At 41.4% G+C, this 24,529-nt stretch carries 20 protein-coding genes, 2 tRNA genes and 1 pseudogene; 10 read left to right on the forward strand and 13 right to left on the reverse strand.

Features of this window, described 5'->3' with window-relative positions; genetic code table 11:
- The first annotated feature begins 99 nt into the window (after nucleotides 1–99).
- Together crcB and EXE30_RS07945 are read left to right on the forward strand one after the other, a co-directional pair.
- Complete coding sequence (gene crcB, locus EXE30_RS07940) at nucleotides 100–480, forward strand: fluoride efflux transporter CrcB (RefSeq protein WP_121929765.1); 381 nt, start codon at nucleotides 100–102, stop codon at nucleotides 478–480.
- A 15-nt stretch (nucleotides 481–495) separates the two neighbouring features.
- Nucleotides 496–825, forward strand: a complete 330-nt coding sequence (locus EXE30_RS07945; protein WP_130161938.1) for a DUF190 domain-containing protein — start codon at nucleotides 496–498, stop codon at nucleotides 823–825.
- Nucleotides 826–937: 112 nt separating this feature from the next.
- Here the strand turns inward: EXE30_RS07945 and EXE30_RS07950 are convergent, their stop codons facing one another.
- The 4 genes from EXE30_RS07950 to EXE30_RS07965 form a co-directional block, all read right to left on the reverse strand.
- Nucleotides 938–1,192 carry a type B 50S ribosomal protein L31 gene (locus tag EXE30_RS07950; protein WP_004668481.1) on the reverse strand — a complete coding sequence of 85 codons (255 nt, stop codon included), beginning with the start codon at nucleotides 1,190–1,192 and terminating at the stop codon, nucleotides 938–940.
- Between the two features lie 140 nt (nucleotides 1,193–1,332).
- A complete protein-coding gene (locus EXE30_RS07955; RefSeq protein WP_130161939.1) occupies nucleotides 1,333–2,625 on the reverse strand; it encodes an ABC1 kinase family protein in 1,293 nt (430 codons plus the stop codon).
- A 103-nt stretch (nucleotides 2,626–2,728) separates the two neighbouring features.
- On the reverse strand, nucleotides 2,729–4,090 hold the full coding sequence (locus EXE30_RS07960; protein ID WP_130161940.1) for an MATE family efflux transporter: 1,362 nt from the start codon (nucleotides 4,088–4,090) through the stop codon (nucleotides 2,729–2,731).
- Between the two features lie 19 nt (nucleotides 4,091–4,109).
- The gene (locus EXE30_RS07965) at nucleotides 4,110–4,571 is read right to left on the reverse strand and encodes a DMT family transporter (RefSeq protein ID WP_121929761.1); all 462 of its coding nucleotides are present in this window, start codon (nucleotides 4,569–4,571) and stop codon (nucleotides 4,110–4,112) included.
- Between the two features lie 140 nt (nucleotides 4,572–4,711).
- On the opposite strand from EXE30_RS07965, the gene hemW reads away from it, so the two are divergent.
- Both hemW and EXE30_RS07975 read left to right on the forward strand, forming a co-directional pair.
- Nucleotides 4,712–5,866, forward strand: coding sequence for a radical SAM family heme chaperone HemW (hemW, locus tag EXE30_RS07970; protein WP_130161941.1), 1,155 nt, complete (start codon nucleotides 4,712–4,714; stop codon nucleotides 5,864–5,866).
- Between the two features lie 178 nt (nucleotides 5,867–6,044).
- Nucleotides 6,045–6,572: a hypothetical protein gene (locus tag EXE30_RS07975; protein WP_130161942.1), complete on the forward strand. Its 528-nt coding sequence runs from the start codon at nucleotides 6,045–6,047 to the stop codon at nucleotides 6,570–6,572.
- Between the two features lie 209 nt (nucleotides 6,573–6,781).
- Here the strand turns inward: EXE30_RS07975 and EXE30_RS07980 are convergent.
- The 5 genes from EXE30_RS07980 to EXE30_RS15875 form a co-directional block, all read right to left on the reverse strand.
- Nucleotides 6,782–6,857, reverse strand: a tRNA-Lys gene (locus tag EXE30_RS07980).
- 123 nt (nucleotides 6,858–6,980) lie between these two features.
- Nucleotides 6,981–7,056 (reverse strand) — tRNA-Lys (locus tag EXE30_RS07985).
- Between the two features lie 231 nt (nucleotides 7,057–7,287).
- Complete coding sequence (locus EXE30_RS07990; RefSeq protein WP_130161943.1) at nucleotides 7,288–9,129, reverse strand: long-chain-acyl-CoA synthetase; 1,842 nt, start codon at nucleotides 9,127–9,129, stop codon at nucleotides 7,288–7,290.
- A 189-nt stretch (nucleotides 9,130–9,318) separates the two neighbouring features.
- Entirely contained in the window at nucleotides 9,319–12,711 is a 3,393-nt protein-coding gene (locus EXE30_RS07995; RefSeq protein ID WP_130161944.1) for an Rne/Rng family ribonuclease, read from the reverse strand.
- A gap of 92 nt (nucleotides 12,712–12,803) precedes the next feature.
- A complete protein-coding gene (locus EXE30_RS15875; protein WP_165382387.1) occupies nucleotides 12,804–13,025 on the reverse strand; it encodes a hypothetical protein in 222 nt (73 codons plus the stop codon).
- A gap of 474 nt (nucleotides 13,026–13,499) precedes the next feature.
- Here EXE30_RS15875 and EXE30_RS08005 point away from each other — a divergent pair, with 474 nt between their 5' ends.
- The 5 genes from EXE30_RS08005 (at nucleotide 13,500) to EXE30_RS08025 (ending at nucleotide 17,944) form a co-directional block, all read left to right on the forward strand.
- Complete coding sequence (locus EXE30_RS08005; RefSeq protein ID WP_130161945.1) at nucleotides 13,500–14,432, forward strand: RluA family pseudouridine synthase; 933 nt, start codon at nucleotides 13,500–13,502, stop codon at nucleotides 14,430–14,432.
- Between the two features lie 20 nt (nucleotides 14,433–14,452).
- Nucleotides 14,453–15,127 (forward strand): HAD-IA family hydrolase, encoded by a 675-nt coding sequence (locus tag EXE30_RS08010; protein WP_171457348.1) that lies wholly within the window; start codon nucleotides 14,453–14,455, stop codon nucleotides 15,125–15,127.
- Nucleotides 15,128–15,204: 77 nt separating this feature from the next.
- Nucleotides 15,205–15,903, forward strand: a complete 699-nt coding sequence (locus EXE30_RS08015) for a helix-turn-helix transcriptional regulator (protein WP_130161947.1) — start codon at nucleotides 15,205–15,207, stop codon at nucleotides 15,901–15,903.
- Nucleotides 15,904–15,955: 52 nt separating this feature from the next.
- Nucleotides 15,956–16,567 (forward strand): glutathione S-transferase family protein, encoded by a 612-nt coding sequence (locus tag EXE30_RS08020; RefSeq protein ID WP_130161948.1) that lies wholly within the window; start codon nucleotides 15,956–15,958, stop codon nucleotides 16,565–16,567.
- A 324-nt stretch (nucleotides 16,568–16,891) separates the two neighbouring features.
- Nucleotides 16,892–17,944, forward strand: a complete 1,053-nt coding sequence (locus tag EXE30_RS08025) for an MBL fold metallo-hydrolase (RefSeq protein ID WP_130161949.1) — start codon at nucleotides 16,892–16,894, stop codon at nucleotides 17,942–17,944.
- Here the strand turns inward: EXE30_RS08025 and EXE30_RS08030 are convergent.
- From EXE30_RS08030 to katG, 3 genes and pseudogenes are all read right to left on the reverse strand, one after another.
- Nucleotides 17,931–18,337: pseudogene (locus EXE30_RS08030) on the reverse strand (DoxX-like family protein). The gene EXE30_RS08025 and the pseudogene EXE30_RS08030 overlap by 14 nt on opposite strands.
- Entirely contained in the window at nucleotides 18,334–18,774 is a 441-nt protein-coding gene (locus tag EXE30_RS08035) for a thiol-disulfide oxidoreductase DCC family protein (protein ID WP_130161950.1), read from the reverse strand. The pseudogene EXE30_RS08030 and the gene EXE30_RS08035 overlap by 4 nt, the downstream one beginning before the upstream one ends.
- Nucleotides 18,775–18,876: 102 nt before the next feature.
- Nucleotides 18,877–21,081 (reverse strand): catalase/peroxidase HPI, encoded by a 2,205-nt coding sequence (gene katG / locus EXE30_RS08040; RefSeq protein ID WP_130161951.1) that lies wholly within the window; start codon nucleotides 21,079–21,081, stop codon nucleotides 18,877–18,879.
- Nucleotides 21,082–21,647: 566 nt separating this feature from the next.
- Between katG and EXE30_RS08045 the strand changes: the two genes are divergently transcribed.
- Nucleotides 21,648–22,097 carry a hypothetical protein gene (locus tag EXE30_RS08045; protein WP_130161952.1) on the forward strand — a complete coding sequence of 150 codons (450 nt, stop codon included), beginning with the start codon at nucleotides 21,648–21,650 and terminating at the stop codon, nucleotides 22,095–22,097.
- A 76-nt stretch (nucleotides 22,098–22,173) separates the two neighbouring features.
- Here EXE30_RS08045 and ptsP read toward each other — a convergent pair whose 3' ends face one another.
- Complete coding sequence (gene ptsP / locus EXE30_RS08050) at nucleotides 22,174–24,468, reverse strand: phosphoenolpyruvate--protein phosphotransferase (RefSeq protein WP_130161953.1); 2,295 nt, start codon at nucleotides 24,466–24,468, stop codon at nucleotides 22,174–22,176.
- Nucleotides 24,469–24,529 lie beyond the last annotated feature (61 nt).

Consider the following 24,529-nt stretch of genomic DNA (forward strand, 5'->3'; position numbering starts at 1 on the left):
TGTTTAATTTAAGAGTTCGCCGATGAAAAGCTTCCAGAAGAATATTGACCAATCCATGCAGAATACTTTTTCTTCTCCAAGTTTAATTTTGGAGTCATGATGTATTATTCCTTAATTTCAATTGCAATGGGTTCTGTGCTCGGTGCATGGTTGCGTTGGTTTATTGGTTTAAAACTCAATCCCATCTTTCCCAATATTCCTTTAGGTACGGTCACCGTGAATTTTGTTGGTGGCTTTATTATTGGCTTTGCGATTTCATATTTTTCACAAAGTTCTTTGAGTCCCAACTATAAACTGTTTGTGATTACAGGATTCTGCGGCGCACTTACCACCTTCTCGACATTTTCAGCTGAGATTATTGCTTTATTGCAAAGTGGTAAATTGGAATATGCGGCACTCACCATTTTAATCCATGTTTTGGGATCATTGTTGTTTACGATTTTGGGCATGAGTTTACATCAATGGCTGAGTGCGGCTTAGTTTGGGAGTGAGGAAATGAATGGATTTCTAATTACCTTTTATACAGCTCAGAATCGTAGCTATCAAGGTCAACCGATTGTTGAATGGCTGTTGGCCATCGCAAAACAAATGGATTTGCGTGGCGCAACGGTGATCAATGCCAGTCAAGGTTTAGACCATCGCGGTCAATTTCATTCTGCTGGGTTCTTTGAGCTAGCGGATCAGCCTGTACAGATACAACTTGCAGTGACTGCTGAACAGGCAACAAAATTATTAAATTATCTCAGTGATAAACACGTCGCTGTGTTCTATGTCAAAACACCAATTGAGTTCGGTTTTATTGGGCAAGCGCCACTCGACGTTTAACCAATAGATGTCAGAGATAAAATTTAGACATAAAAAAAGAAGTCTAAGCGGAGGAGATAATAGCCTTAGACTTCGAATTCTTTTACTTTAATCGTTTAACCTTAAAATTAGATTAAGACTTACGATTAAAACGTGCAAAGCGTTTGTTAAAGCTTGCAACACGACCTTCATTGCTTGCTTGACGTACTTCACCTGTATAGAACGGATGCGATGCGCTTGAAATATCCAAGGTTACATATGGATAAACTTGACCTTGATATTCTTTAGTTTGTTTCGTTTGAAGTGTGCTGCCAATCAAAAAGTAAGCATCAGCATTGGTGTCATGAAATAGCACTTGTTGATAAGCAGGATGAATATCTTTACGCATTTGAAATACTCCTATTGTTTATAGAAATGTTATAACATAACAAGATGTGGAGTCAATCTAATCTATTTCAAGTTATAGTTTCAATTGGAGCGAAGCGTAAAAAAGTCTTTTATTCATGCTTCGAAAAAAAGCTATGTTTATTAACTTGGTACTAACTCTTCAAACAGATCATTCAGGTTGTCATGCACTTTAAGGTGAATTAAGTTCCAGTAGTGTCCTGAAATGGTTCGATTGACCATTAAAGTATCTGGCGATGGTTTAAAGACATCCCAATATTTCAATGACTTTTTCACCAGACGCATACCATCGTGATGAGATGAATTTTCTGCAAAGTCATAATGAGTACTTAATGGACGTAATAAAATTTCGATCCATTGCACATACAGCTCACTTGGGAATTTTTGCTTTTCAGCAATCGAGTGTAATTCAACCAACAAATCTTCCACTTGGGCAATATCTTCATGACGTGCAGCATTGACCAGTGCTTTAAAGTGTTGAATGATTTCAGGGGATAGGGTTTTAACGCTGCCATAATCGTAAATGATGACACTGCCATCCTCACGAAAGGCAAAATTCCCGGGATGAGGATCACAATGGAAACGTTTTAAGAAAAACATTTCTTGTCCTAAAGCACGAATTAAGCGACGACCGATTTGATTGCGTGTGTCCACCGACCAAGTGCTTGCGGTTTCAATGGATTCACCTTGTTCTAAACTCAATGTCAGCACTCGGCGAGAAGAGTATTCTTTAAAAACGCTTGGAATGATGACTTGATCATCTAGACTCTCATGGAAAGTTCGGAACACCTCGAGATTTTGTGCTTCAATTTCATAATTTAGTTCGGCAGAAAGGCTGTCTTGGATTTCTTGAAACAATTGATCTTGCAGCTTTTTATCTATTTTTAAAACACCCATCAAGCGTAAGGCTAAACGGACTTGTTTTAAATCACTTTCACAGGCTTGGTCAACACCAGGATATTGCACTTTGACTACAACCGCTTGCCCATCGGGCAGCACAGCACGATGTACTTGACCAATTGAGGCTGCTGCAAAAGGTTCTGACTCAAAAGAACTAAAGATATCTTTTAGAGGTTTTCCGAGTTCTTTTTCGACTTGTTGTTGGATCGCAGCAAAGGGCATGGCCGGAGCTTGACGTTGTAGTTTTGCGATCGCCTTAGCAACTTCAGGTGGAAAAATATCTTTGTATTGCGAAGCGATTTGTCCAACTTTCATGACCGCGCCTTTCATTTCTCCAAGTGTATCGGCAATTTGTAGACCGACTTCTTGGAAAAATTGACTGCGAGCAGCATTTTTTTGTTCCTCATCTGCGGTGAGATTCCGAATCGAATTGGCAACACTTTTGCTGGCAATACTTGCGGTCATGCCAGCCAGTTTAAAAAAACGTTTACTGGGAGAGCTTGCATGTTTTGCCATGGTGGTTGCACCTCATATGGTCAGGTTTGAAAGTGATCTCTTGATCATAGGTGACAAAACTTAAATTGCCTATAACAAAATGTTAAGTCGTGTAAGTAGTCGCTTATAGGTTGACGCTTACTGTTTGCGCCAGTCGTTTATTATTTAAATATAAACGTCCAATTAAGAAAACACAGGCAATGCTTAAGCCAATAATCAATCCTAGCCAAACTCCTGCTACGCCCCAAGCAGTATAACGAGCCAAATATAAGCCGATAGGGAACGCAATCACCCAGTATGCCAACAAGGTAATCCACATCGGGGCTTGCGTGTCTTGCATACCGCGTAAACAACCTGCTGCACTGACTTGCCACGCATCCATCAATTGGTATGCCATTGCAAACCAAAGTAAATACATCGCCACAGGAATCACATCTAAATCAGTGGTATAGATCGCCACGATATAAGGTCGTGCAATCGCGATCAAGATCATGGTACAGAGTGCAAAGAAAGTCGCACTCATCAGTCCGATTTTTTGAACTTGGCGCATGGCTTGCCAGTTTTTCTCACCATAATACATCCCGACACGAATGGTTAATGCGATCGCTAAGGACAATGGAATCATAAATAGGACTGAGGTAACGGAGATCGCGATCTGATGTGCTGCAATTGCATTTTCCCCTAAAGGACTTAATACCAGTGCACCTGTGCTAAAAATACTGACTTCAAAGAAAATAGCCAAACCAATCGGTAAGCCTAAGAATAAAATCCGTTTTGCCCATGCTGGATCAATTTTTTCCCATTTCGTGAAAATCGGAACATGTTGGTAGGCTTTAGCTTTAGAAATATAAAGGGCTAAACTGATCAGCATCAACCATTGCAAAATCGCAGTGGCAAAGCCGCAGCCAGCGCTGCCTAATGCGGGAATTGGACCCAGACCGTACATAAAGATGAGATTCAACGGAATCAGCGCCACCAGTGCAACTAAGCTGATCACAGTGACAGGGCGAGGATGTCCTAAAGCTTCCGAATAACTCCGTAGCGCAGCATACATCATCACTGCGGGCATACCGAAACCAATGGCATGTAAAAATAAACTGGCTTTCGGTATTAAGCTTTCAGGTACCCCAAATACTGGTAATAACCACGGCAGCGCTTGCATAATTAACAGGGCAATTGTACCCAAAATAGCGGCAACCCATAGCGATTGACGTGCAATAGTCGGGATTTTTTCAGGCGTTTTAGCCCCCCTCGCTTCTGCGACGAGTGGGGTGGTTGCGATCATAATCCCTGCAAATAACAGCATAACGGGCATCCACAAACCGACACCTACAGCGATGGCTGCAAGGTCAGCGGCAGATAAGTGCCCCGCCATAATTGTATCAATGAGGCCAAAGCCTGCCTGAGCAAACTGTGTCATTAAGATGGGTAACATTAAATGAAACAGATGTTTAAGTTCTAATCGTGCGCTGGTGACGTGGGACACTAAAAATACTCTTAAGGAATTAACGCTGTAACGTGAGTAAAACACCGATAAAAATCACGATACTGCCAAGGAGACGTTGCCAATTGATCGGCGTTTTATCCGTACCTAACCAACCAAAATGGTCTAATAACATTGAAATAACCATTTGTCCGAAGATGACCAGACCTGAAAAGGTGAGAAATCCGAGTTTGGGAGCAGTATAAATGCTCATACTGATTGCATAAACACCAAGGAATCCTCCAATCCACAAAAACCAAGGAATATGTGAAAGTTCACTTAAATCAGGTTTTGCTGCACTTTGAAAATAGACTAAAAATCCCAAGATCACTGTACCAACTAAAAATGACAGAAATGCAGCTTGGAGTGGAGAATGTAAATATTCTCTCAGTTGAGCATTAATTGCAGTTTGAAAAGCCATTGCCACACCGACACCTAAAGCGAGGGGGAGAAAAAGGAGCAATTGGCTAGAAATTTTCATCATATGATTGGTCTAATTGTTATTTATGCTGACAGTCTAACTGAATACAAACATGATGGTAAGTCAGTTGACATGTTTGAAGTCACAACAGAGTCTAAGGCAGTCGTGTTAAAATAATGAGGTTCTGTTATTGAGCCTGTACTTTGAGTCATTTAAACCCAGCAAATATTCCACTTTCACTGTATATCCATATGCCTTGGTGCGTGCGTAAATGTCCTTATTGTGACTTTAATTCGCATGCGGTACCTGATGGACAACTGTCCATGGATTTAGAGCAGCAATACTTGGCTGCATTGGTGGCCGATTTTGAGACGCAGGTGGAAATGGCGCAAGGACGTGCAATTCATAGTGTATTCATTGGGGGAGGCACGCCATCTCTTATTTCTGCCCAAGGTTATACGTGGCTCTTTGATCAGCTCAAAGCACGTCTTAATTTTGAAGCAGGATGCGAAATTACTTTAGAAGCCAATCCTGGCACTGTTGAACATGATCCCTTTGCAGATTATTTAGCTGCTGGTATTAATCGTTTGTCGATTGGTGTGCAGAGTTTTGATACCGAACATTTACAACGCTTAGGACGGATTCATTCCGCCAACAATGCGCTTGATGCGATCAAGCAAGCTCGACATGCGGGTTTTGAACGGGTCAACGTGGATTTGATGCACGGTTTGCCACAACAGACGCAAGAACAGGCTTTAATGGATCTTAGGCTTGCGGTTGAGCATGGCGCAACGCATATTAGCTGGTATCAACTGACCATTGAACCGAACACGGTTTTTTTCAGGACTCAGCCAGTATTACCAAAAGACGATGTTTTGGAGTATATCCAAGAACACGGCGAGGCGTATTTAAAAGCCAATGGTTATCTCAATTATGAGGTGTCTGCATGGCGTAAAGAATTGCCATCGACGCATAACTTGAATTATTGGCAATTTGGGGACTATTTAGCGATTGGGGCAGGGGCGCATGGCAAAGTCACTTATCCTGATGGCGTTTATCGATTCCAAAAAACACGTTTGCCGAAAGATTATTTAGCTAAGGTTCCTGCCGACCATGTGCAAATGAAACGTATTGAAGCTGAGGAATTGCCGTTTGAGTTTATGATGAATGCCTTGCGTTTAAATGAAGGTGTAAATGCTGAGTTGTATGCGCAACGGACTGGACTGGATTTGGAGGATTTACACGAAATCTTAAATCAACTCCGTGACAAGAAGTTATTGGTTGCAGATCCTAATAAAATTGCTTGTACTGAACAAGGGCATATTTTCTTAAATTCGGTGTTGGACGTATTTTTGTAATTTTCTATGAGTTTCTATCGGGATTGTACAAACTTCATTAGGACTTTCTCTTTCGCCCTTCTTCAATAATCTTTTGCTAAACCATTTTAGCATACAGTGATATCAAGACATTAGCTCAAAAATTGGTATAGTTGATGTCAAAGTAAATTTACGTTTTTACAGAAAAGAGATGAATGGTGTGAGTGAATTAAAAGTAGAAGAATTTAGTAACGGTGGTTCTATGAGTATTGGTGGCTACAGTAAAGAAAAGATAAAAGATTTATTGTCATCTGCTAAAACTTCATTAAATAATAATGATCAAGAACTCTTAATACTTGGTGGCAATGAGCAAAGTCTTGTTTTTAGATTAGGAGTATATTTGCATCAGCAGTTAGAAAAAGATGGTGCTGTAGCATTGGATTCAGAATATACAAAACACGCAAAAAATCCTAAATTATTGAATGAAAGAATAATACGCCCTGATTTGGTCATCCATCAACGTGGGCATGATATACATAATTTAGTAGTGATTGAGTGTAAGAGACGCGCAGGCTATCAAAGCAAAAAAGCAAAAAGTGATATTGATAAGTTAAAGAAGCTGACAACCCAAGGGTTCGGTTATGGCTATCGAGTAGGTGTTTTTCTAAATTTTAAAAATGAAAGTGTCGAGGCTACTTTTATTCAGAATGGTGAAATTGTGACTGGATGGGAAAAGGTGGTGTTATGAACGAATGGTTAAATTACAAGCTTCAGAATGAACTGCACCCCGAAAATTGGACACTATAGTCTAATTTGAAGGATGCTTTTTAATGGCAAAATATCTCATGAATTTAAATTTAAGGTCATTCAATATATTTTGTCATCGTTTAGACATATACAATTTATATGATACCCAATAAAAAAACCTCATCAAAAATGATGAGGTTTTTTAGAATTTGGTGGGTCGTCCGCGATTCGAACGCGGGACCAACGGATTAAAAGTCCGCTGCTCTACCAGCTGAGCTAACGACCCTGAGCGAGGATAAGTAAAACAGCGTTTTACCTGAGTGCAAGAGAAAATCTATGATTTTCTATGGCATTGAACCTCTTACAGGCATTTGTAAAATACATTTTACAAACTATCAAAACAAATAAGTGGTGGGTCGTCCGCGATTCGAACGCGGGACCAACGGATTAAAAGTCCGCTGCTCTACCAGCTGAGCTAACGACCCTGAGCGAGGATAAGTAAAACATCGTTTTACCCGAGTGCAAGAAAAAATCTATGATTTTCTTTAGCATTCTTACTCGAACTGACTCAGAGAGAAGTAAAACTTCTAAACACTGTATCGTTTTGATGCTGCGTATTCTAGCAACTTATTCAGCTAACACAAGAGGAAATTTAAAAACAGTCGCATGATTGTTTATAAAAAGCACGATTTCCTCTTGTTTAGCTAAAAAACACACTAGAAACGGTATTGATAACTCTGAATATTATCAAAGATTTCAGCATTTACATCACTATACTGCGTTGCGCCTGGTAATAAAACCAATAAACGCTCATCGGTTTTACTTGGATTAAAGCCATCATCTTTCAGCTTATTCTTTTGGTATTTAAAGGTACCTGTTGTTTCAACTTTAGCCTGTACACGCAGAAATACTGGAATTGCATACGCAGGTAAGCATTTTTTGAATACATCGACCATATCGGTGAGGTCGGATTCATTTAGCTTTTCGCCATCTACAAGTGTGATGGCTGCCATACCTGCACGACCATTGGTATTTGGGATTTCTACCCCATACACCACTGCCTCGACAATTTTGTCATATTCGCAAACCATGTTTTCAACTTCAGTTGTAGACACATTTTCACCTTTCCAACGGAAGGTATCTCCTAAACGGTCTACAAACTGCGCATGACGGAAACCAATATCACGAACTAAATCGCCAGTATTGAAGTATGAATCGCCTTTGGTAAATACATCTTTCAAGATCACAGATTTGTTCTTTTCGGGATCCGTATAGCCATCAAATGGAGAGCGGCTGGTAATTTTGCCAATAAGCAAACCAACGTCACCCGTCTTGACTTTCTTGCAGTAGCCCTTTTGGTCACGGACAAGTTCATTCTTTTCTTTGTCATACTCTACGACGGCATACGGCATAGGAGAAAAGCCGACGGTATTGTCAAAGTTAAAGATGTTGCTAAAGCCAACGTTACCTTCGCTTGATGCGTATAACTCAAGGACTTCTTCTACACCAAAGCGCTCTTTGAACTTGCCCCAAATATTTGGACGCATGCCATTACCAATCATTTTGGTGACACGGTGGTTACGGTCAAGCTCTGTGGCAGGTGCATCCATAAGATAGCGACATAATTCACCGACATAACCAATCGCAGAAGCATTGAATTTTTGAACATCTTTCCAAAATGCGCTGGTTGAGTATTTACGGCGTACCGCCAATGTTGCACCACCTGCAATCACACCACACCAGCACACCACCACACCAGTGGCATGGTAAAGTGGCAATGTTACGTACATCACGTCATCTTTACCTAGATTGAGGATATGACCATAGGTACCATAAGCTAGCGACCAGCGGCTATGGGTAAAAATTACTGCCTTAGGTAAGCCTGTTGTGCCTGAGGTGTAGATATAAAACAGACCATCTTTACCAGTGACGGTACGCGTGGTTGATGGATTGAATTTTGGAAATTGATCAATTTCTTGAGCGAGGTTGATATAGCCTTTAGGTGCTGTGCCTGCATCCTTGCGTGTTTCTTGATCCGCAAACCAATGAAAGCGATCTTGAGCAACCTTGAGATCTTGACGAGCTTCATCAATCGCAGCACGAACTTCTTCACCCGCAATCACGGCGATTGGGTTGACTAAGTTGATGCTGTGCGCCAACACTTTACCAATTTGAGAGGTATTGACCAGTGCAATGGTCACCCCAATCTTTGCTAAAGCAACGATCGTGGCAATCAATTCAGGACGGTTTTCCACCATCACCGCGATGACATCACCCTTTTTTGCACCAAGCGATAAATAGTAATGTGCAATCTGGTTTGCCCATTCATTGAGTGCTTGGTAGCTATAGCTTTGATCTTCAAATAATAACGCGATACCTTGCGGGTTACGTTTTACTGCTTTTTCAAAAGCGACCCCTAAGCCAGCTGGAGAAGTTGGCGTTCGCAAATATGCTTGTTTAAGACCATTCAGAATATGAGGTACTTTGGTGAGAAAGTTTGGAAGTCGAGTTGCGACATCACCAAGAGTAATAATATCGGTCTGCGTAGTTTGGCTCATATCAATCCTATTTATTTTTCGATCAATCCAAAGGTGGCTATCTGTGAGAACACAACCATTAACATCATTGTTAGTGATGTAGTTTTTAATCGCAAGTTCCTAGAGCAATCAACCTAATTTGACAAAATAACAAAAAAGCCTAGTCACCGAAATGACTAGGCTCTTGATTATTGAGTGCGATTTAGCAAATTATTCACTGCTAGGAACGCTCTTTTTCGGTGGACGTCCACGTGGGCGACGAGGGCGGTTAGATTTTTCTTTCTCGATTCTAGCCGCAGCCTCTTCTTCCGATTCTGGTGTTTCAGGATCTGAAGTTGGCTCACTTTTTTCGGCTGCTTGTGCTGGCTCTACAGTTTTCTCTACAGCAACTGCTTTTGATTTTGTAGCAGGTTGTTGTTTTTCAACTGTTTTAGCAGGAGTTTCTTCAGCTTGAGAAACTTCAGTTGTTGCCAGTTCTAGAGGTTGTTGCTCAGGTGTTGCTGCAACAGTTTCCTCAGCGATAGCAACAGCGGCTTCTGTTTCTTTCACTTCTTCTTGAACTTCCGTACTTTCCGCTGGAGCAGCAGCTTCTACTGGAGCTTGGGTCGCAGCAGAGCTTAAATGTGCTTCTTTGGCTTGTTCAGCAGCAAGTTTAGCTAAACGACGACGCTCACGAGGGTCATTTGCAACACGCACAGAAGATGCTTCAGGTCGCGTGAGTGCTAGCACTGGCGCAGGTTCAGCTTCTTCGGTTGGTTTTTGGCTAGGGAGTTCAACATCACGAGTGACTGGGCGTTTCTCCTCAGTTTCGGTTGTTTCAACCACTAGACTGCTTGCATATTGTTCAGCGAACTTGAGTAAAGCGCGATTGAACGTCGTAATTAAGCCAAATTGCTCAATTAAAATAGTGCAATCCTCACCATAAACATGGCGAATCAAGCTGCCAAGTGTGTATTGTCCCAAGCTTGGAATTTGCGATGGGGCAATTTTCGGCACAGCTTTGTGGTTCGCTTGAGCTTTACGGTGTTGACGATGGCGCGAGCGTGGGTCATTACTCGCACGTTTTACCGGTGCTGGTGCGACTTCAGCAGCTGGTGTTTCTACAGCTTCTGGTTGTACTGGCGCAGGTGCTGTTTTCGTCGTTTCAACCGTTGCTGCCACAGTTTGAGTTGGTTCTGCTTTTGGTGCAGGAGCAACTTTCTGTTGTGGATTAAGTGCAACAATTTCACTTTGACCTTGATCAATGTTCACAATCAATGCTGTGTTCATTGGTTCAGTGCGTGGCGTGTCAATCACATCAACTTTAACTTGTTGTGGATTTTCTACAGGAGCAGCAGGCGCTTCATTTAAAACGCTTTGGTCGCGATGGCGGTTTGGTCGATTTGGTCGTTGTTGATTACGATCACGACGTGGTAACGGTGCAGTATCATTGCCATGAGCAGCATCATTCTGCTGTTGTTGATTTTGAGACTCTTGTGGTTGCTGGCGTTTTTGCTGACGCTTCATCTCACGTTGTTCATGGCGCTGTTCTTGACGAGATAACTGCACGACCTCTTCATGCACAGGAGCAGAAGTCTGTGGTTCATGTGCATGCGCATGCACGTGTTGTTCACGCTGCTCTTTATGTTTACGCTTTTTCTGGTTTTGTGACTGATTTGGACGATGTGGTTTTTCGTCTTTCTCAAAAGTTTCACGTGTTTCTTGTTTCACAGGTGTCTGTGACATATAAACATTGTTGCTTGCAGGCGCTGCTATAGCCTCTGGTGCAACAGGAGGAGGGGTCGCGACTTGACCAAATTGGCCACGACTGACCGCACCATTATTCACCATTTGTTCGATCGTCGCTGCTGCATTTTGTGCAGAACGAGATTGATCAGTAGTTTGTGCTTGTTTTTGAACAAATAAGTTCTCTAACCATGCACATGGGCTTGTTGATGCTTGTGGTTTCGCTTGCGTTTGAGTTGGTTGTTGAGCGGCTTGAGTTTGAGCTGCTTTTCTCTGTGGTGCAGTTGTCTGATTTTTGACAGGTGCTGCATGTGGCTGTTCAGCATCTTCTATATGCCATTCAGAGGACTCATAGCCTAGTTCTTTTTCGCTTGAGCGAGTTGCTTCCGTACGTTCGTAGCTTGAAGGTGCAAAACCTTCTGGATTGAACTGGATTTGATAGTGTGGTGTTTCTAAGTGTGGGTGAGGAAGGATCGTAACCCGCACATTTGAGGTTTGTTCGAGATAAACAAGGCTGTGACGCTTTTCATTCAATAGGAATGCTGCGATTTCAACAGGCACTTCAACTTGAACTTCACCTTGACGTTCACGTAATGCAATTTCTTCAACTTTACGCATGATCGAAAGTGAAAGAGAACGTAAGTCACGAACCATACCTGTGCCATGACAGCGTGGGCAGACATAACCTGTTGCTTCTTCTAAAGACGGACGTAAGCGTTGACGGCTCATTTCCATCAAACCGAAACGTGATAACTGACCAAATTGAATGCGTGCGCGGTCACTTTGCGTTGCTTCACGGAGTTTCGCTTCAACCATACGTTGGTTGCGGTCTTTGGTCATGTCGATAAAATCGATCACCACCAATCCACCGATATCGCGTAAACGTAATTGACGTGCGATTTCTTCTGCAGCTTCTAAGTTGGTATTGAGTGCTGTTTCTTCAACATCATGTCCGCGAGTAGATTTTGCAGAGTTGATATCAATCGAAACAAGCGCTTCTGTTTGGTCAATCACAATTGAACCGCCAGAAGGAAGTTTTACTTCACGTTCGTAAGCAGTTTGGATTTGGCTTTCGATACCAAAGTGAGCGAATAAAGGCTCATTCAAGGTATAGGTTTTCAATTTGTCGAGTTGACGTGGCATGACAGCTTTTACGAAGTTATACGCTTCGTTATACGCTTGTTCGCTATCAATTAAGATTTCTGAAACATCATCACGCAAGTAGTCACGGATTGCACGTGTGACCACACCCGCTTCTTGATGCACCAACATTGGCGATGGGCCAGTGCTTGAGGTACTTTGAATTTGAGCCCAAAGGTCAAGCAAATGTTGTAAGTCGAGTTGTAGTTCTTCTTGAGTGCGTCCGATACCCGCAGTACGTACAATCACGCTCATGCCGCGAGGAAGGTTTAATGACGCTAAAATTTCTTTCAGTTCTTCACGGACTGAACCCGAAATTTGACGGCTAATACCACCACCTTTCGGGTTGTTCGGCATTAATACTAAATAACGACCAGCAAGTGAGATGAATGTTGAAAGTGCAGCCCCTTTGTTGCCACGTTCTTCTTTTTCAACTTGAACCAGTAACTCAGTCCCTTCAGTGATGAGTTCACGGATATTTGAAGTTTGGCGAGGGTCAGCTTTGAAATACGAGTTTGCAATTTCTCGCATTGATAAAAAGCCTTGACGCTGTGCGCCGTACTCTACGAAAACCGCTTCTAAAGACGGTTCAACACGAGTGACATGACCTTTATAGATATTTGATTTTTTCTGTTCACGAGTACGATTTTCTAAATCGAAATCGTAAAGACGATTATCAGTGATAAGTGCAACGCGAACTTCTTCGGCGTGGGTTGCATTAATCAACATACGTTTCATGGGTGTGACACCTAATAGTGATGCACACAAACAACGAGCTCAATACTGTTGAACAAACATCAAGTTGGCGCGATCAAGACTCAGAAGCAACTTTAGATATGATGCTCTGAAACCACTGACTGTAATATCCAGTTTTGGGCTTTGATACGATTCTTTCGATGTAAGCAATCTTGCTTCAATCTTGGGGCTGATGGTATCTCATCCATGTCATGCATCTGTGAAATACCATTAGACCCGATGTAATCAAAGTGTCCTGTACGCTTCACTGGCGGGTGAGCGGTGCATTGGATGGTGACTTTCATTGTCTTAAGCATTGAAGTCGATCCATCTGGAAGTCTCGATACGGAATGATCATCGTATCTGTGCTTGGCAGTTCCAATGCATCAACGCTTTAGCCTGAATGCGACATCAGGGAGCAAATTGTCTGATGTGGATCAGTTTACGTTTAATAACCAACAAATTTGTTGGCGACATATTTTTTATGAACAAACTGTATGTGCAGATGCACAATTAAACGCAACAGTTTGTCATTTTGCCGATATAATAAGCCTTCGGCGTCGGCATAATTCTTTAGGACCTATTCGAGCTATTGGTGAGTTTCTCATCTATTTGAAATTTTAACTAAATAAAATTTTTGATTTGATGCTCACTTACGAGGGTATCCGTGTGATGAATATACCAAACCTTGCGGCATCTGCCTATGGGCTAAGTTTAGGTTTCTTGTGAAATAACTTAGCTAAATGATCATTTTTTAATCATATTTAGTAAATCTTGGATTAATCGAGCGTATGAATTCTACACAGCAATGGCAAAGTGTCACTTGGTTTGAAGTGGATGAGCATCAATTAGGGCAGCGAATTGATAACTTTTTATTTACCCGATTAAAAGGTGTTCCAAAAAGTCGAATTTATCGTTTAATTCGCGAAGGGCAAGTTCGTATCAACAAAAAACGTGTAAAAGCAGAGACGCGGTTGGCGATTGGAGATCAAATTCGTGTAGCACCAATTCGCTATGAACAAAAAGATGAAAGCGATGTACCTGTGAGTGATGGTGTGGCGCAAAGTTTGCTCAGCCGTGTGGTGTATGAGGATGAAGGTCTGTTGGTGGTGAACAAGCCATCTGGTATCGCAGTCCATGGTGGTAGTGGCGTCGCCTATGGCTTAATTGAGGCCTTGCGTGCTGCGACAGGTAAAAAATATCTAGAGTTGATACATCGTATTGACCGTGATACCTCTGGTTTGGTGATGATCAGTAAAAAGCGGAGCACATTAAAACTGCTACAGGATTTACTGCGCGAGCATAAAATACAGAAAACCTATACTGCGATTGTCAAAGGGCAAGTCAGTTTAGATCAACAAATGATTGATGCACCTTTACTCCGCTATGAGCTTTCTAATGGTGAGCGCCGTGTTCGCGTCACCAAAGATGGTAAGCCAAGTAAAACCGAATGGAAGGTGGTAGAGCGCTTTAAAACAGCAACGTTGATCAATGCCTCACCTTTATCTGGTCGTACTCATCAAATTCGTGTGCATGGTTTAAGTATTGGTCATCCGCTGATTGGCGATGATAAATATGGACACAACACGCCTTATGCGGGTCCTGAAGCAAGACGTTTGTGTTTACATGCGATGCGTTTGGAAATACCCAACTATCCAGTGATTGAAGCGCCGATGCCTGAAGATATGCAACAGGTCATAAACGAGTTGAGAAAAAAGTCTTGAGCCAAATTGATAAAATTGCAGTGAGTCACAGCATAGAGCTGGTGATTTTTGATTGGGATGGTACTTTGTTCGATTCAGTTGGGCAGATTGTGGCAAGCTTGCAACATGCAGCACAACAATTCCAGCAACCGTTAACGGATGAAGCTGCAAAAAGTATTATTGGTTTAGGTTTGCCGGAAGTGATGCAAATCTTATTTCCCCAGGTGCCACATTTACAGCAAGATATTCTGCAATGCTATGCAGATCATTATGTTGCCAATTCTAAAGGTGATGTTTGGTTTAATGGTGTTGCTGAATTATTGGCTGACTTAAAACAGCAAGGACTTAAACTTGCGGTTGCCACAGGAAAAAGCCGTAAAGGGTTAGATCGAGTATTGAGCCAAACCAATAGCCATGACATTTTTGATATTACCCGTGCTGCGAGCGAAACAAGATCGAAACCAGATCCGTTGATGTTGCAAGAAATTCTTTCAGAAACGCAGGTTGATCCAGCACGTGCAATCATGGTGGGTGATACCAGTTATGATCTAGAAATGGCGCAGAATCTAAATATGCACCGTATCGGGGTTAGTTATGGTGTGCATAGCATCGAAACGTTACAGCAATATCAACCCTTAACGATTGCTCATAATGTGCAAGAGCTACACGGTTATTTGCAGGGTGTATTACAAACGACAACTTTGACAGCAACCTAAACAATTAAAACTTTTGAAACGATATCAGAATGGTGAGGAGGAATTTCCTCATCGTTCATAATAACAATAGGAATATCATGAGTCGTTCAATTCGGTTACTTAACCTTTTACAACTGCTAAGAGAATATCGTTACCCCGTGACTGCTCAGGTATTGGCTGAGCGTTTGCAAATTAGTCAACGGAGTGTTTATCGTGACATTGAGACCTTAAGAGAGCAGGGTGTACATATTGAAGCGGCTGCCGGTCTAGGTTTTCAACTTAAAGAAAACTTCTTATTACCCCCGATGACTTTAAATGAAACCGAAATAGAAGCGATTTTCTTGGCTTTAAATTGGTTGAATGACATTCCAGATCAAGCATTAAAATCCGCATCAACTTCAGTACTTGCTAAATTAAACGCAGTTTTACCTGAGCATTGTCAGCATTTATTGCAACAAACCACTTTAAGATCCATCCAAACGTGGTTGCCCGTAGATGAGCGATTAGTAGAACAGGTTCGTGTGGCGATTCGACAACAAGTCAAAATTTTGGTTGACTATGCTGATGAGCAGCAACGAGTCAGTTCAAGAGTGCTGTGGCCATTTGCGCTCGGGTATTTTAATGATCGTATTGTGTTAGCAGCATGGTGTGAACTGCGTAATGGATTTAGACATTTCAGAATTGACCGAATACAACAACTCAGTTTAAGCCAAGAATTGTATCCCCACTTTAAGCAACAACTTTTCCAACAATGGTGGATACAAGAAGTCTGTCGTTCGACTACTGACAAAAACTGACAATCAAAACCATTACATTTAAATAAGACCAACAAACAAGGAAAAATGAAAAATGACACTTAAACTTTATACCAATTCTCAATCTCGTGGTGTAGTGGTCGATTGGCTACTGATCGAACTCGGCATTGAATGTGAACGCATCGAAGTGGCTTTTCAGACTGAAATGAAAACGGCTGAATATTTAAAAATGAATCCTTTTGGAAAAGTGCCTGTTTTAGTAGATGGCGATGTTGTGATCTACGAGTTAGGTGCTGTTTGTGCTTATTTGGCAGATAAGTTTATAGAAAAAGGTTTATCTCCAGCCTTAGATGATCCGCAGCGTGGGGTTTACTACAGATGGTTGTTTTTCATTTCTGGTCCATGGGAAGCGGCAGCAACAGACCGTATGTTAGGTTTGAGTGAAGTAACACCAGAACAAAAAACCTCGATTGGTTATGGAGATTATGATGACGCGTACAATGCCTTTGTGCTTGGATTAAGTGAGGCTGCGCCTTATTTATGTGGTAAACAATTTACTGCTGCGGATGTGTTGGTCGCTGCCATGTTATTTTGGCAGTTAAAAATGGGTGAGGTACAGTCACATCCTGCAATTGAACGTTATTTAGAAAATATCAGTAAGCGTCCAAGCTATAAGCAGTTTGCTGGATTTTTTAGCAACGTTTAAATAATATGATTCATAAAAAAACAGCCGTATTATTCGGCTGTTTTTTTTTGAATTATGAGTATTCAAACAATATCTAGATTACGTCAGCTTACATAAATTAAGTAAACAATAAGTATAAGCAATAAAATTATATTGACTCGAATCAAGAAAGTCAGCATAACTAAGAACCTTATGTGAGGATAGAAGTCGATGATTTGTATGCAGTGAAATCTGCTAAAAATCATACAATCTATTGATTTGAAAAAAATAGATTGAACGACACTTTATAATTTAATACAGACTCGCTGACGCCTCATGCGATTGGATTCCACCAAAGAGACGTACATGAAAGATAAGCCGACATTAACCTATCAATTGCCGACACAATCTTGCTTGAGCCACACTTGGGAGAAACCTCCATTTCCACATGAGGCCTCTGAGCATTGTGGTATCGATCGTTTTTATAATCTAGAAAGACCCTTGACATCATTAGGTCGTAAAGGCCTATTTAAATGGCTTGCGACGCGTAAATCTTTTACTTGGCGCGTGGATCCTACGCATGAATTGAATTTGCGCAATCAAATGCTGGAATTGCCACAAAACCGTCCGCATGCAGATCTGAATGATTGGCAAATGTGGTTTATTGGTCATGCCACTGTTTTGATTCAAATCGGTCCTTATAATTTCTTGACTGATCCAGTTTGGAGTGAATATGCCAGCCCAAAGCAAGGGCGAGGTCCACAGCGTGTGTGTACCGCAGGCATAGCTTTAGAGCATTTGCCCACTATTCATGGGGTTTTACTCAGTCATAATCATTATGATCACATGGACTTAGCGACTTTAGATTGGTTACATCAGAAGTTTGAAATGCCAATTTATACAGGTTTGGGAAATGGATATTATATGCCGCAACACTTTCATGTCATTGAAATGGATTGGTGGCAAGAAATTCCGTTTCATGATGAGTTGACCATTGCTTATACCCCCGCACAACATGCTTCAGGACGTGGCTTTAGAGATCAAAATCGAGCATTGTGGGGAGGTTTTTCACTCTTAGCCAAAACCGGGCATTGTTTTTTTGCTGGTGACTCGGGCTATGCGGAACACTTCAAACAAATTCATGAACGTTATGGTGATGCAAGGGTTGCATTATTGCCTATCGGTGCTTATGAACCGCGTAAATTGATGCATTATGTGCATATGAATCCGCAGGATGCATTTCACGCCCATTTAGACCTTCATGCCCACCGTTCTTTAGCGATTCATTATCGAACTTTTCAGCTAACGGATGAAGACCGTGATGCACCTGAACATGAGCTGATGCATGCGATGAAATCTTCTTCAAAATTGATTAGTCCTTTTTATTGTATTCGTGAAGGGCATTTTATTCGAGCTTGATCTGTTGGAGGGTATCAATACACCACAATGCAATAATTGAAAGGCTAATTAATCCGAAATTCATGACGACAGGATTAAATGCTTGGTAGATTTGATTTGGGTAAATCAATAAAACGAAAATAAATAACCCAATCAAACTTATAATATTTAACCTGTGTAAATATCGATGTGTAAATAATAAAAACATAAAACCGAAGCTAATCTCAGCTATCCCAGAAAGTGAAATCACCCAGAAGATATACTCCGAAGGTAAGCCCATATATTGCTAAAAGTATTGTTCATCCTCTACTTTAAAATTAATTTCGGAAATAAACCCTGATAAATCCATAGCAAGCCAATCATGACCTGACTTAACTTCAAAATACGTTGATGGGTTTGGATTAAGGTATTCATGAGACCATATCATCAGTTAAAAAATGAGCAGCGATTTCAGGTGTCATTCTGTAGCATTGTTCAGTCTTGCCAAAAAGACGATAGCGGTTGAGGGCAACACGTCGGTATCCAAAATCTCGGATCACTTTGGGAATAAATTGAGTGTACTTAAGTGTTGAATAGGGAAATGATAAGTGCTTAATGATTCTGATAAATGCAGTTGATTCTGTATATAGTTTTCCATGCTCCACTAATACCATTGTTTCAAAATGATCAGTAGGAAGTTGATACATCGTTAAAATTTGTTGACCTATCGACGACTGAACTGATGCTAACTTGAATTGAAGTTGAGAGTCATTTTTCACCATGAAATTTGCCCATGCTGAGCATAATACACAATGAGCATCAAACAAGATGATGTTATGGGTTTGGATTATATATTCGAGCGAAGTGGTCATTGTTATTATTTTCCTGATTCATTGTTGTGATCATAGTTTAAAATCCAGCATGAAAAAATGAAGAACCATAAAAGGTTCTTCATTTCTCCATTTTAAGAGGATTTAAGCAAGATCAAAACGATCTGCATTCATGACCTTAATCCAAGCTTTGACAAAGTCTTTCACAAACTTTTCTTGGTTATCATCCTGAGCATACACTTCTGCGTATGAGCGTAAGATTGAGTTAGAACCAAAGACTAAATCGACACGACTTGCTGTCCACCTCACAGCATTACTGTTGCGTTCAACGATGTCATAACTATTGCGACCAGTGGGTTTCCAGTTATATTTCATGTCAGTCAGATTCACAAAGAAATCATTACTGAGGACACCTACACGATCAGTCAAAACCCCTTGAGGGTTATTGCCATAGTTGGCACCGAGTACTCGTAACCCACCTACTAATACCGTCATTTCAGGTGCAGTTAAGCCCATTAATTGAGCATGATCTAATAAAAGCTCTTCTGGCGTAATGGTAAAATGCTGTTTCTGCCAGTTACGGAAACCATCGTGTAGTGGTTCTAAAGGCTCAAATGAGTAAATATCCGTTTGTTCTGCTGTGGCATCACCACGACCTGCTGCAAATGGGACAGTAATTTGAACACCTGCTTTATGCGCGGCTTGTTCAACCGCAGCAGTACCACCTAGTACGATCAAATCAGCAATACTGACTTTCTTTGTTAGCGTTGCTTGAATCGATTCAAGTACATTTAACACTCGTTGTAAGCGTTCTGGTTCATTGCCAACCCAGTCTTTTTGAGGTGCTAAACGAATTCGAGCACCGTTGGCGCCACCGCGGAAATCTGAACCACGATAAGTACGTGCACTATCCCAAGCAGTTGTAATTAAATCTGAGCTAGATAAACCACTTGCAAGTAACTTCGCTTTAAGCTCTGCAATTTCACTATCTGTCAAAGTATAGTCAACTGTTGGAATTGGATCTTGCCAAATTAAATCTTCTTGAGGAACATCTGGACCTAGATAGCGGCTCTTTGGTCCCATGTCACGATGGGTTAACTTAAACCATGCGCGCGAGAATACTTCCGCTAAATAAGCAGGATCACGATAAAAACGTTCAGAAATTTTACGATATTCAGGATCCACTTTCAGTGCCATATCGGCATCAGTCATGATCGGGTTGCGACGGATATTCGGATTGTGGGCATCGACAGGTTTGTCTTCTTCTTTGATATTGATCGGTTCCCACTGATGAGCACCAGCAGGGCTCTTACGTAGTTCCCAGTCATAAGTGAACAGTAAATAAAAGAATTCGTTGTCCCATTTGGTTGGGTGAGTCGTCCAAGCACCTTCAATACCACTGACCATGGTATTTCCAGCATTCCCTGTACCCTCAGAGTTATGCCAACCTAAACCTTGGAACTCAACATCAGCACCTTCAACGTCAGCGCCTAAATTCTCAGCTTTACCATTGCCATGTGCTTTGCCGACGGTATGGCCCCCGGCGGTTAATGCAACGGTTTCCTCATCATCCATACCCATGCGGTCGAATGTTGTACGCATATCTTGGGCTGTGCGTAACGGATCAGGAACACCGTCAACGCCTTCAGGATTGACATAAATCAGACCCATTTGAACTGCAGCAAGCGGATTTTCTAAAGATTTACGATCTTGATCATTTTCATAACGGTTTTTGGTTGCATCTAACCATTTTTTCTCACTGCCCCAGTACACATCTTTTTCTGGGTGCCAAATATCAACTCGTCCGCCAGCAAAACCAAATGTTTTTAGTCCTGCAACTTCATAAGCGACCGTACCCGCAAGAACAATTAAATCGCCCCATGAAATTTTATTGCCATACTTTCTTTTGATTGGCCATAATAAACGACGACCTTTATCCGTGTTGACATTATCGGGCCAACTATTTAAAGGCGCAAAACGTTGGTTACCTGTATTTGCACCACCCCGTCCGTCTTGTTTTCGGTAACTTCCCGCAAGGTGCCATGCAGTTCGTACCATCATACCGACATAGCTACCCCAATCCGCAGGCCACCAGTCTTGGCTGGTATTGATGAGTTCACGTAAATCTTGTTTGACTGCTTCTAGATCAAGTTCCGAAAATGCTTTTGTATAATCAAAATCAGGATCCATAGGGTTGGTTTTTTGATCGTGTTGATGCAGGATGTCGAGATTCAAAGCATTTGGCCACCAAGCCATGGGACTTGCACTCATTCCTGTGTTGCCACCATGCAAAACAGGACATTGTCCTGAAGATGTTGTATTCGCGTGTAATTTATCGTCTTGGCTCATGTTTATTCTCCATCAGGAAGGTTCGTAAGTTAAACCATCCTGACTGTATGACCGTATTTAAATGGAGATGTTAAAGCCGAATCAATCATAAATTGGGTATCGAAATAAAAGATGCCTAAATAATATTTACGGTGATTGGTTTTACATCCTTTGTATTTTTACTCTAGGTCGATAAAACTCTTTTTTCCAATGGATTAAAGTTGATGTCTTAAATGTTTTATTCGATTGAAGCTGTTTAAATCTTAAACTTTAACTTAACTGTTGTTGATATATAAATTGTTAAAAATTTTAAAAATCATTTAAAAAATAAATATTTATTTTGTGTTTTTCTGCTGTGGTGGTTGTCTCGATACCGAAATGCGCGTATCAATTAAACATCAATAGGTTTAAGAGAAGCGGATTCTGTTACCTGTTGAGTTTGTGTAAACGAGTCGATAGTGAAGTCATTTATAAGCTTCCACATAGATGAGTATTTTTTAATGTTAAATGCTAGAAAATGTAAGATACAAAAGGATTGTTTTTATTTTATGGTATTTTTAAGCATATCTTTTTAAGAGAATAAAAAAATGAAAAAACTGGCGTATAGCTTAGGCTTGTCACTGATTTTTTTGGCGGGTTGTAGCTCAGTTGCTTACAAGGGTGATATGAAAACACATCAATCAGATGCGGTAACGATTGAATTTGTTGGAAATGGTACGTATAGCGTACCGCAACAGCAGGGTACAGTCAGTTTATATGCTGTGGAAAAGCGTATGGCTGATGTCCCAGCCACGTTGATTCAACAAAAGAAAGTTCAGGTTTCTCAGGTTCCCTTTACTGTGGATTTTACAGTACCAGCAGATCATAAAAAGTTGATTCAGCCGACGGTCCGCGGGGACGCTGAGATTACTTATTACGTGACATGGGAGTCGGCTACCCAGAATCTGACAGGTAAAGATGCGATTGTGATTGACTACGATCGAAAATTTCCGCGTGTTAAACTCGGAAGCGGTAAGCAACAGATTTATTTGCGATAATAAAATGCGACAAGAAAGGGTGGCGCTCAGAAGAGGGTCACCTTTTTTTCATGTTGATTTGCCCGATTTCTCTTTTTTAGGCGTTGACCAAACGATTTGATTTGACCATATCGGCTAAACCATGTGTTCTAAAATAATGTTCTAACCAGCTCTTGATCAGTAGTGGATTATTCATACGCAGGACTTCGTCTAATAGCCGTTTTGCATCACTCATTGGAATATGACAAATCGCTTTACGTACCCTTAGAATATTACTTGAGCTCATGGAAAGTGTATCAAAGCCCATCGCCATCAACAGAATCGCGGACAATGGATCTCCTGCCATCTCACCACAAATGCTAATCGGTTTCTGATACTTATGGCAGTCTTGTACCAATTGTCGCAGTGCCCTTAAAACCGATGGGTGAAGATGCGAGTAGACATTCGCCACATGTGGATTGTTACGGTCGACGGCCAATAAATATTGAGTTAAATCGTTTGAACCAACGGAAAAGAAATCCACCAGTTCTGAAAACTCATCAATTTGAAACAGCACGCTTGGCACTTCAACCATAATCCCAAGTTTGGGTTTGGTGATTTTGACTTGTTCTTCCTCTTGAACCGCAACCCAATCTCGTTCAAATAAGTACAGCACTTCCTCAACTTCACTGACACTGGTTACCATCGGCAGCAAGATATGAAGGTTGTTTAAACCAATACTGGCCTTTAACATGGCTCTGATTTGAGCAGAAAAGATTTCTGGATGATCGAGGGTGAAGCGTAATCCACGCCACCCCAAAGCAGAGTTTTCTTCTTCGATACTGAAATACGGTAGATCTTTATCTGCACCAATATCCAGTGTTCGCATAATCACTGGTTTATTGGCGAAATGACTCAGTTGTTGGCGGTAAATCGCACGTTGTTCTTCTTCACCTGGGAAGCGTTCACGCAGCATAAATGGAATTTCACTACGATATAGCCCGACACCTTTGGCACCGCGTTGTACCCCGCGTACCACATCAATCATTAAACCCGTATTGACAAACAAGGGGATCGCGACGCCATCGGGTGTGATCGCATCTTTGGTCTCATACTGCTTTAAATCTTTGGCGATTTGTTCTTCTTCTTTTTGGACTTCTTTATAACGTTGACGTAAGCGGCGTGGCGGATTAACAAAGATTCGTCCTTGATAAGCATCGACAATCATCTCAATGTCATCAAGTGTAGTAATCGGTAACTCGGTTACGCCCACAACCGTTGGAATCCCGAGTGCACGTGCCACAATCACCATATGTGAGTTGGCTGCACCTTCAGAGGTCACAATCGCTGCAATATTATCAACAGGAAGTTCAACCAAAGCAGCAGTACTGATTTCTTCACCGATGAGGATGCTATCAGGACTAAGCTCACGATGACTGGTATCATTTTCCTGTAAGCAAGCTAGAATTCGGCGCCCCAAGTCTTTAAGGTCGGAAACCCGTTCTCGTAGGTAGTCATCTTCCATTTGTGCAAAGAGGGCAATGTGTTTATCAATCACCTTCCGCACGGCACCTTGTGCCCAACTTCCTGAGCGAATATGGTCTTTAATTTCACTTGGTAGTGCATTTTCATCCAACATCCGTAAGAACACGCTAAATAAAGCACGTTCTTCCGACATGAGAGAATCTTGCATTTTTTCATCTAAAGACTGGATTTCTATACGAACTGAAGCAATCGCTTGATCAAGTAATGCTAACTCATCGCTAATATCTTCAGCTTCACGATCAGGAATGACTGTCAAATCTGCAGGAGGGTAAAGTACAATCGCGCGGCCTAATGCGATACCGCCAGCACCTGAAACGCCTTGAAAGGTTTTATAAGTAGAGCCGCTGTTCGGTTTGCGGAAAACATCAATATTACCTACCGCATGCGCATGCGCGATAACACCAGAAAGTTGTGCGCATAGCGTAACCAGAAATGATTCAGCTGCTTCACTAAAATCTTGTGATTCTTTGTTTTGAACCACTAAAACACCCATTACCTTGCGACGATACATCACAGGTACGCCGAGGAATGAGTTAAATAGCTCTTCACCTGTTTCAGGCAGATAAGCAAAACGTTCATGTTTCGGTGCATTGTCTAAATTGACAATTTCTTCGCGTTGACCGACTAAACCAACTAGACCTGTACCCACACTTAAAGAAACTTGCCCGACAGATTCAGCATTTAGACCTTTTGAGGCCATCAATACATAACGACGGTTGCGTTCATCTAAAAGGTAAATAGAGCATACATCCACGTGCATTGCTTCAGCCACATGATTGACCATAATGTCCAAAGAGTCATGCAAACTGACGGACGCATTGATTTCTTGCACAATGCGTCTAAGGGTGTCGAGTTGCATGTTTGACATGGATGTTTACTCCAATTTATAAATCGTTATATGCCTATTTATAACAGCTCTCTTGTTGAAA

The organism is Acinetobacter halotolerans, assembly GCF_004208515.1.
Classification (GTDB): domain Bacteria; phylum Pseudomonadota; class Gammaproteobacteria; order Pseudomonadales; family Moraxellaceae; genus Acinetobacter; species Acinetobacter halotolerans.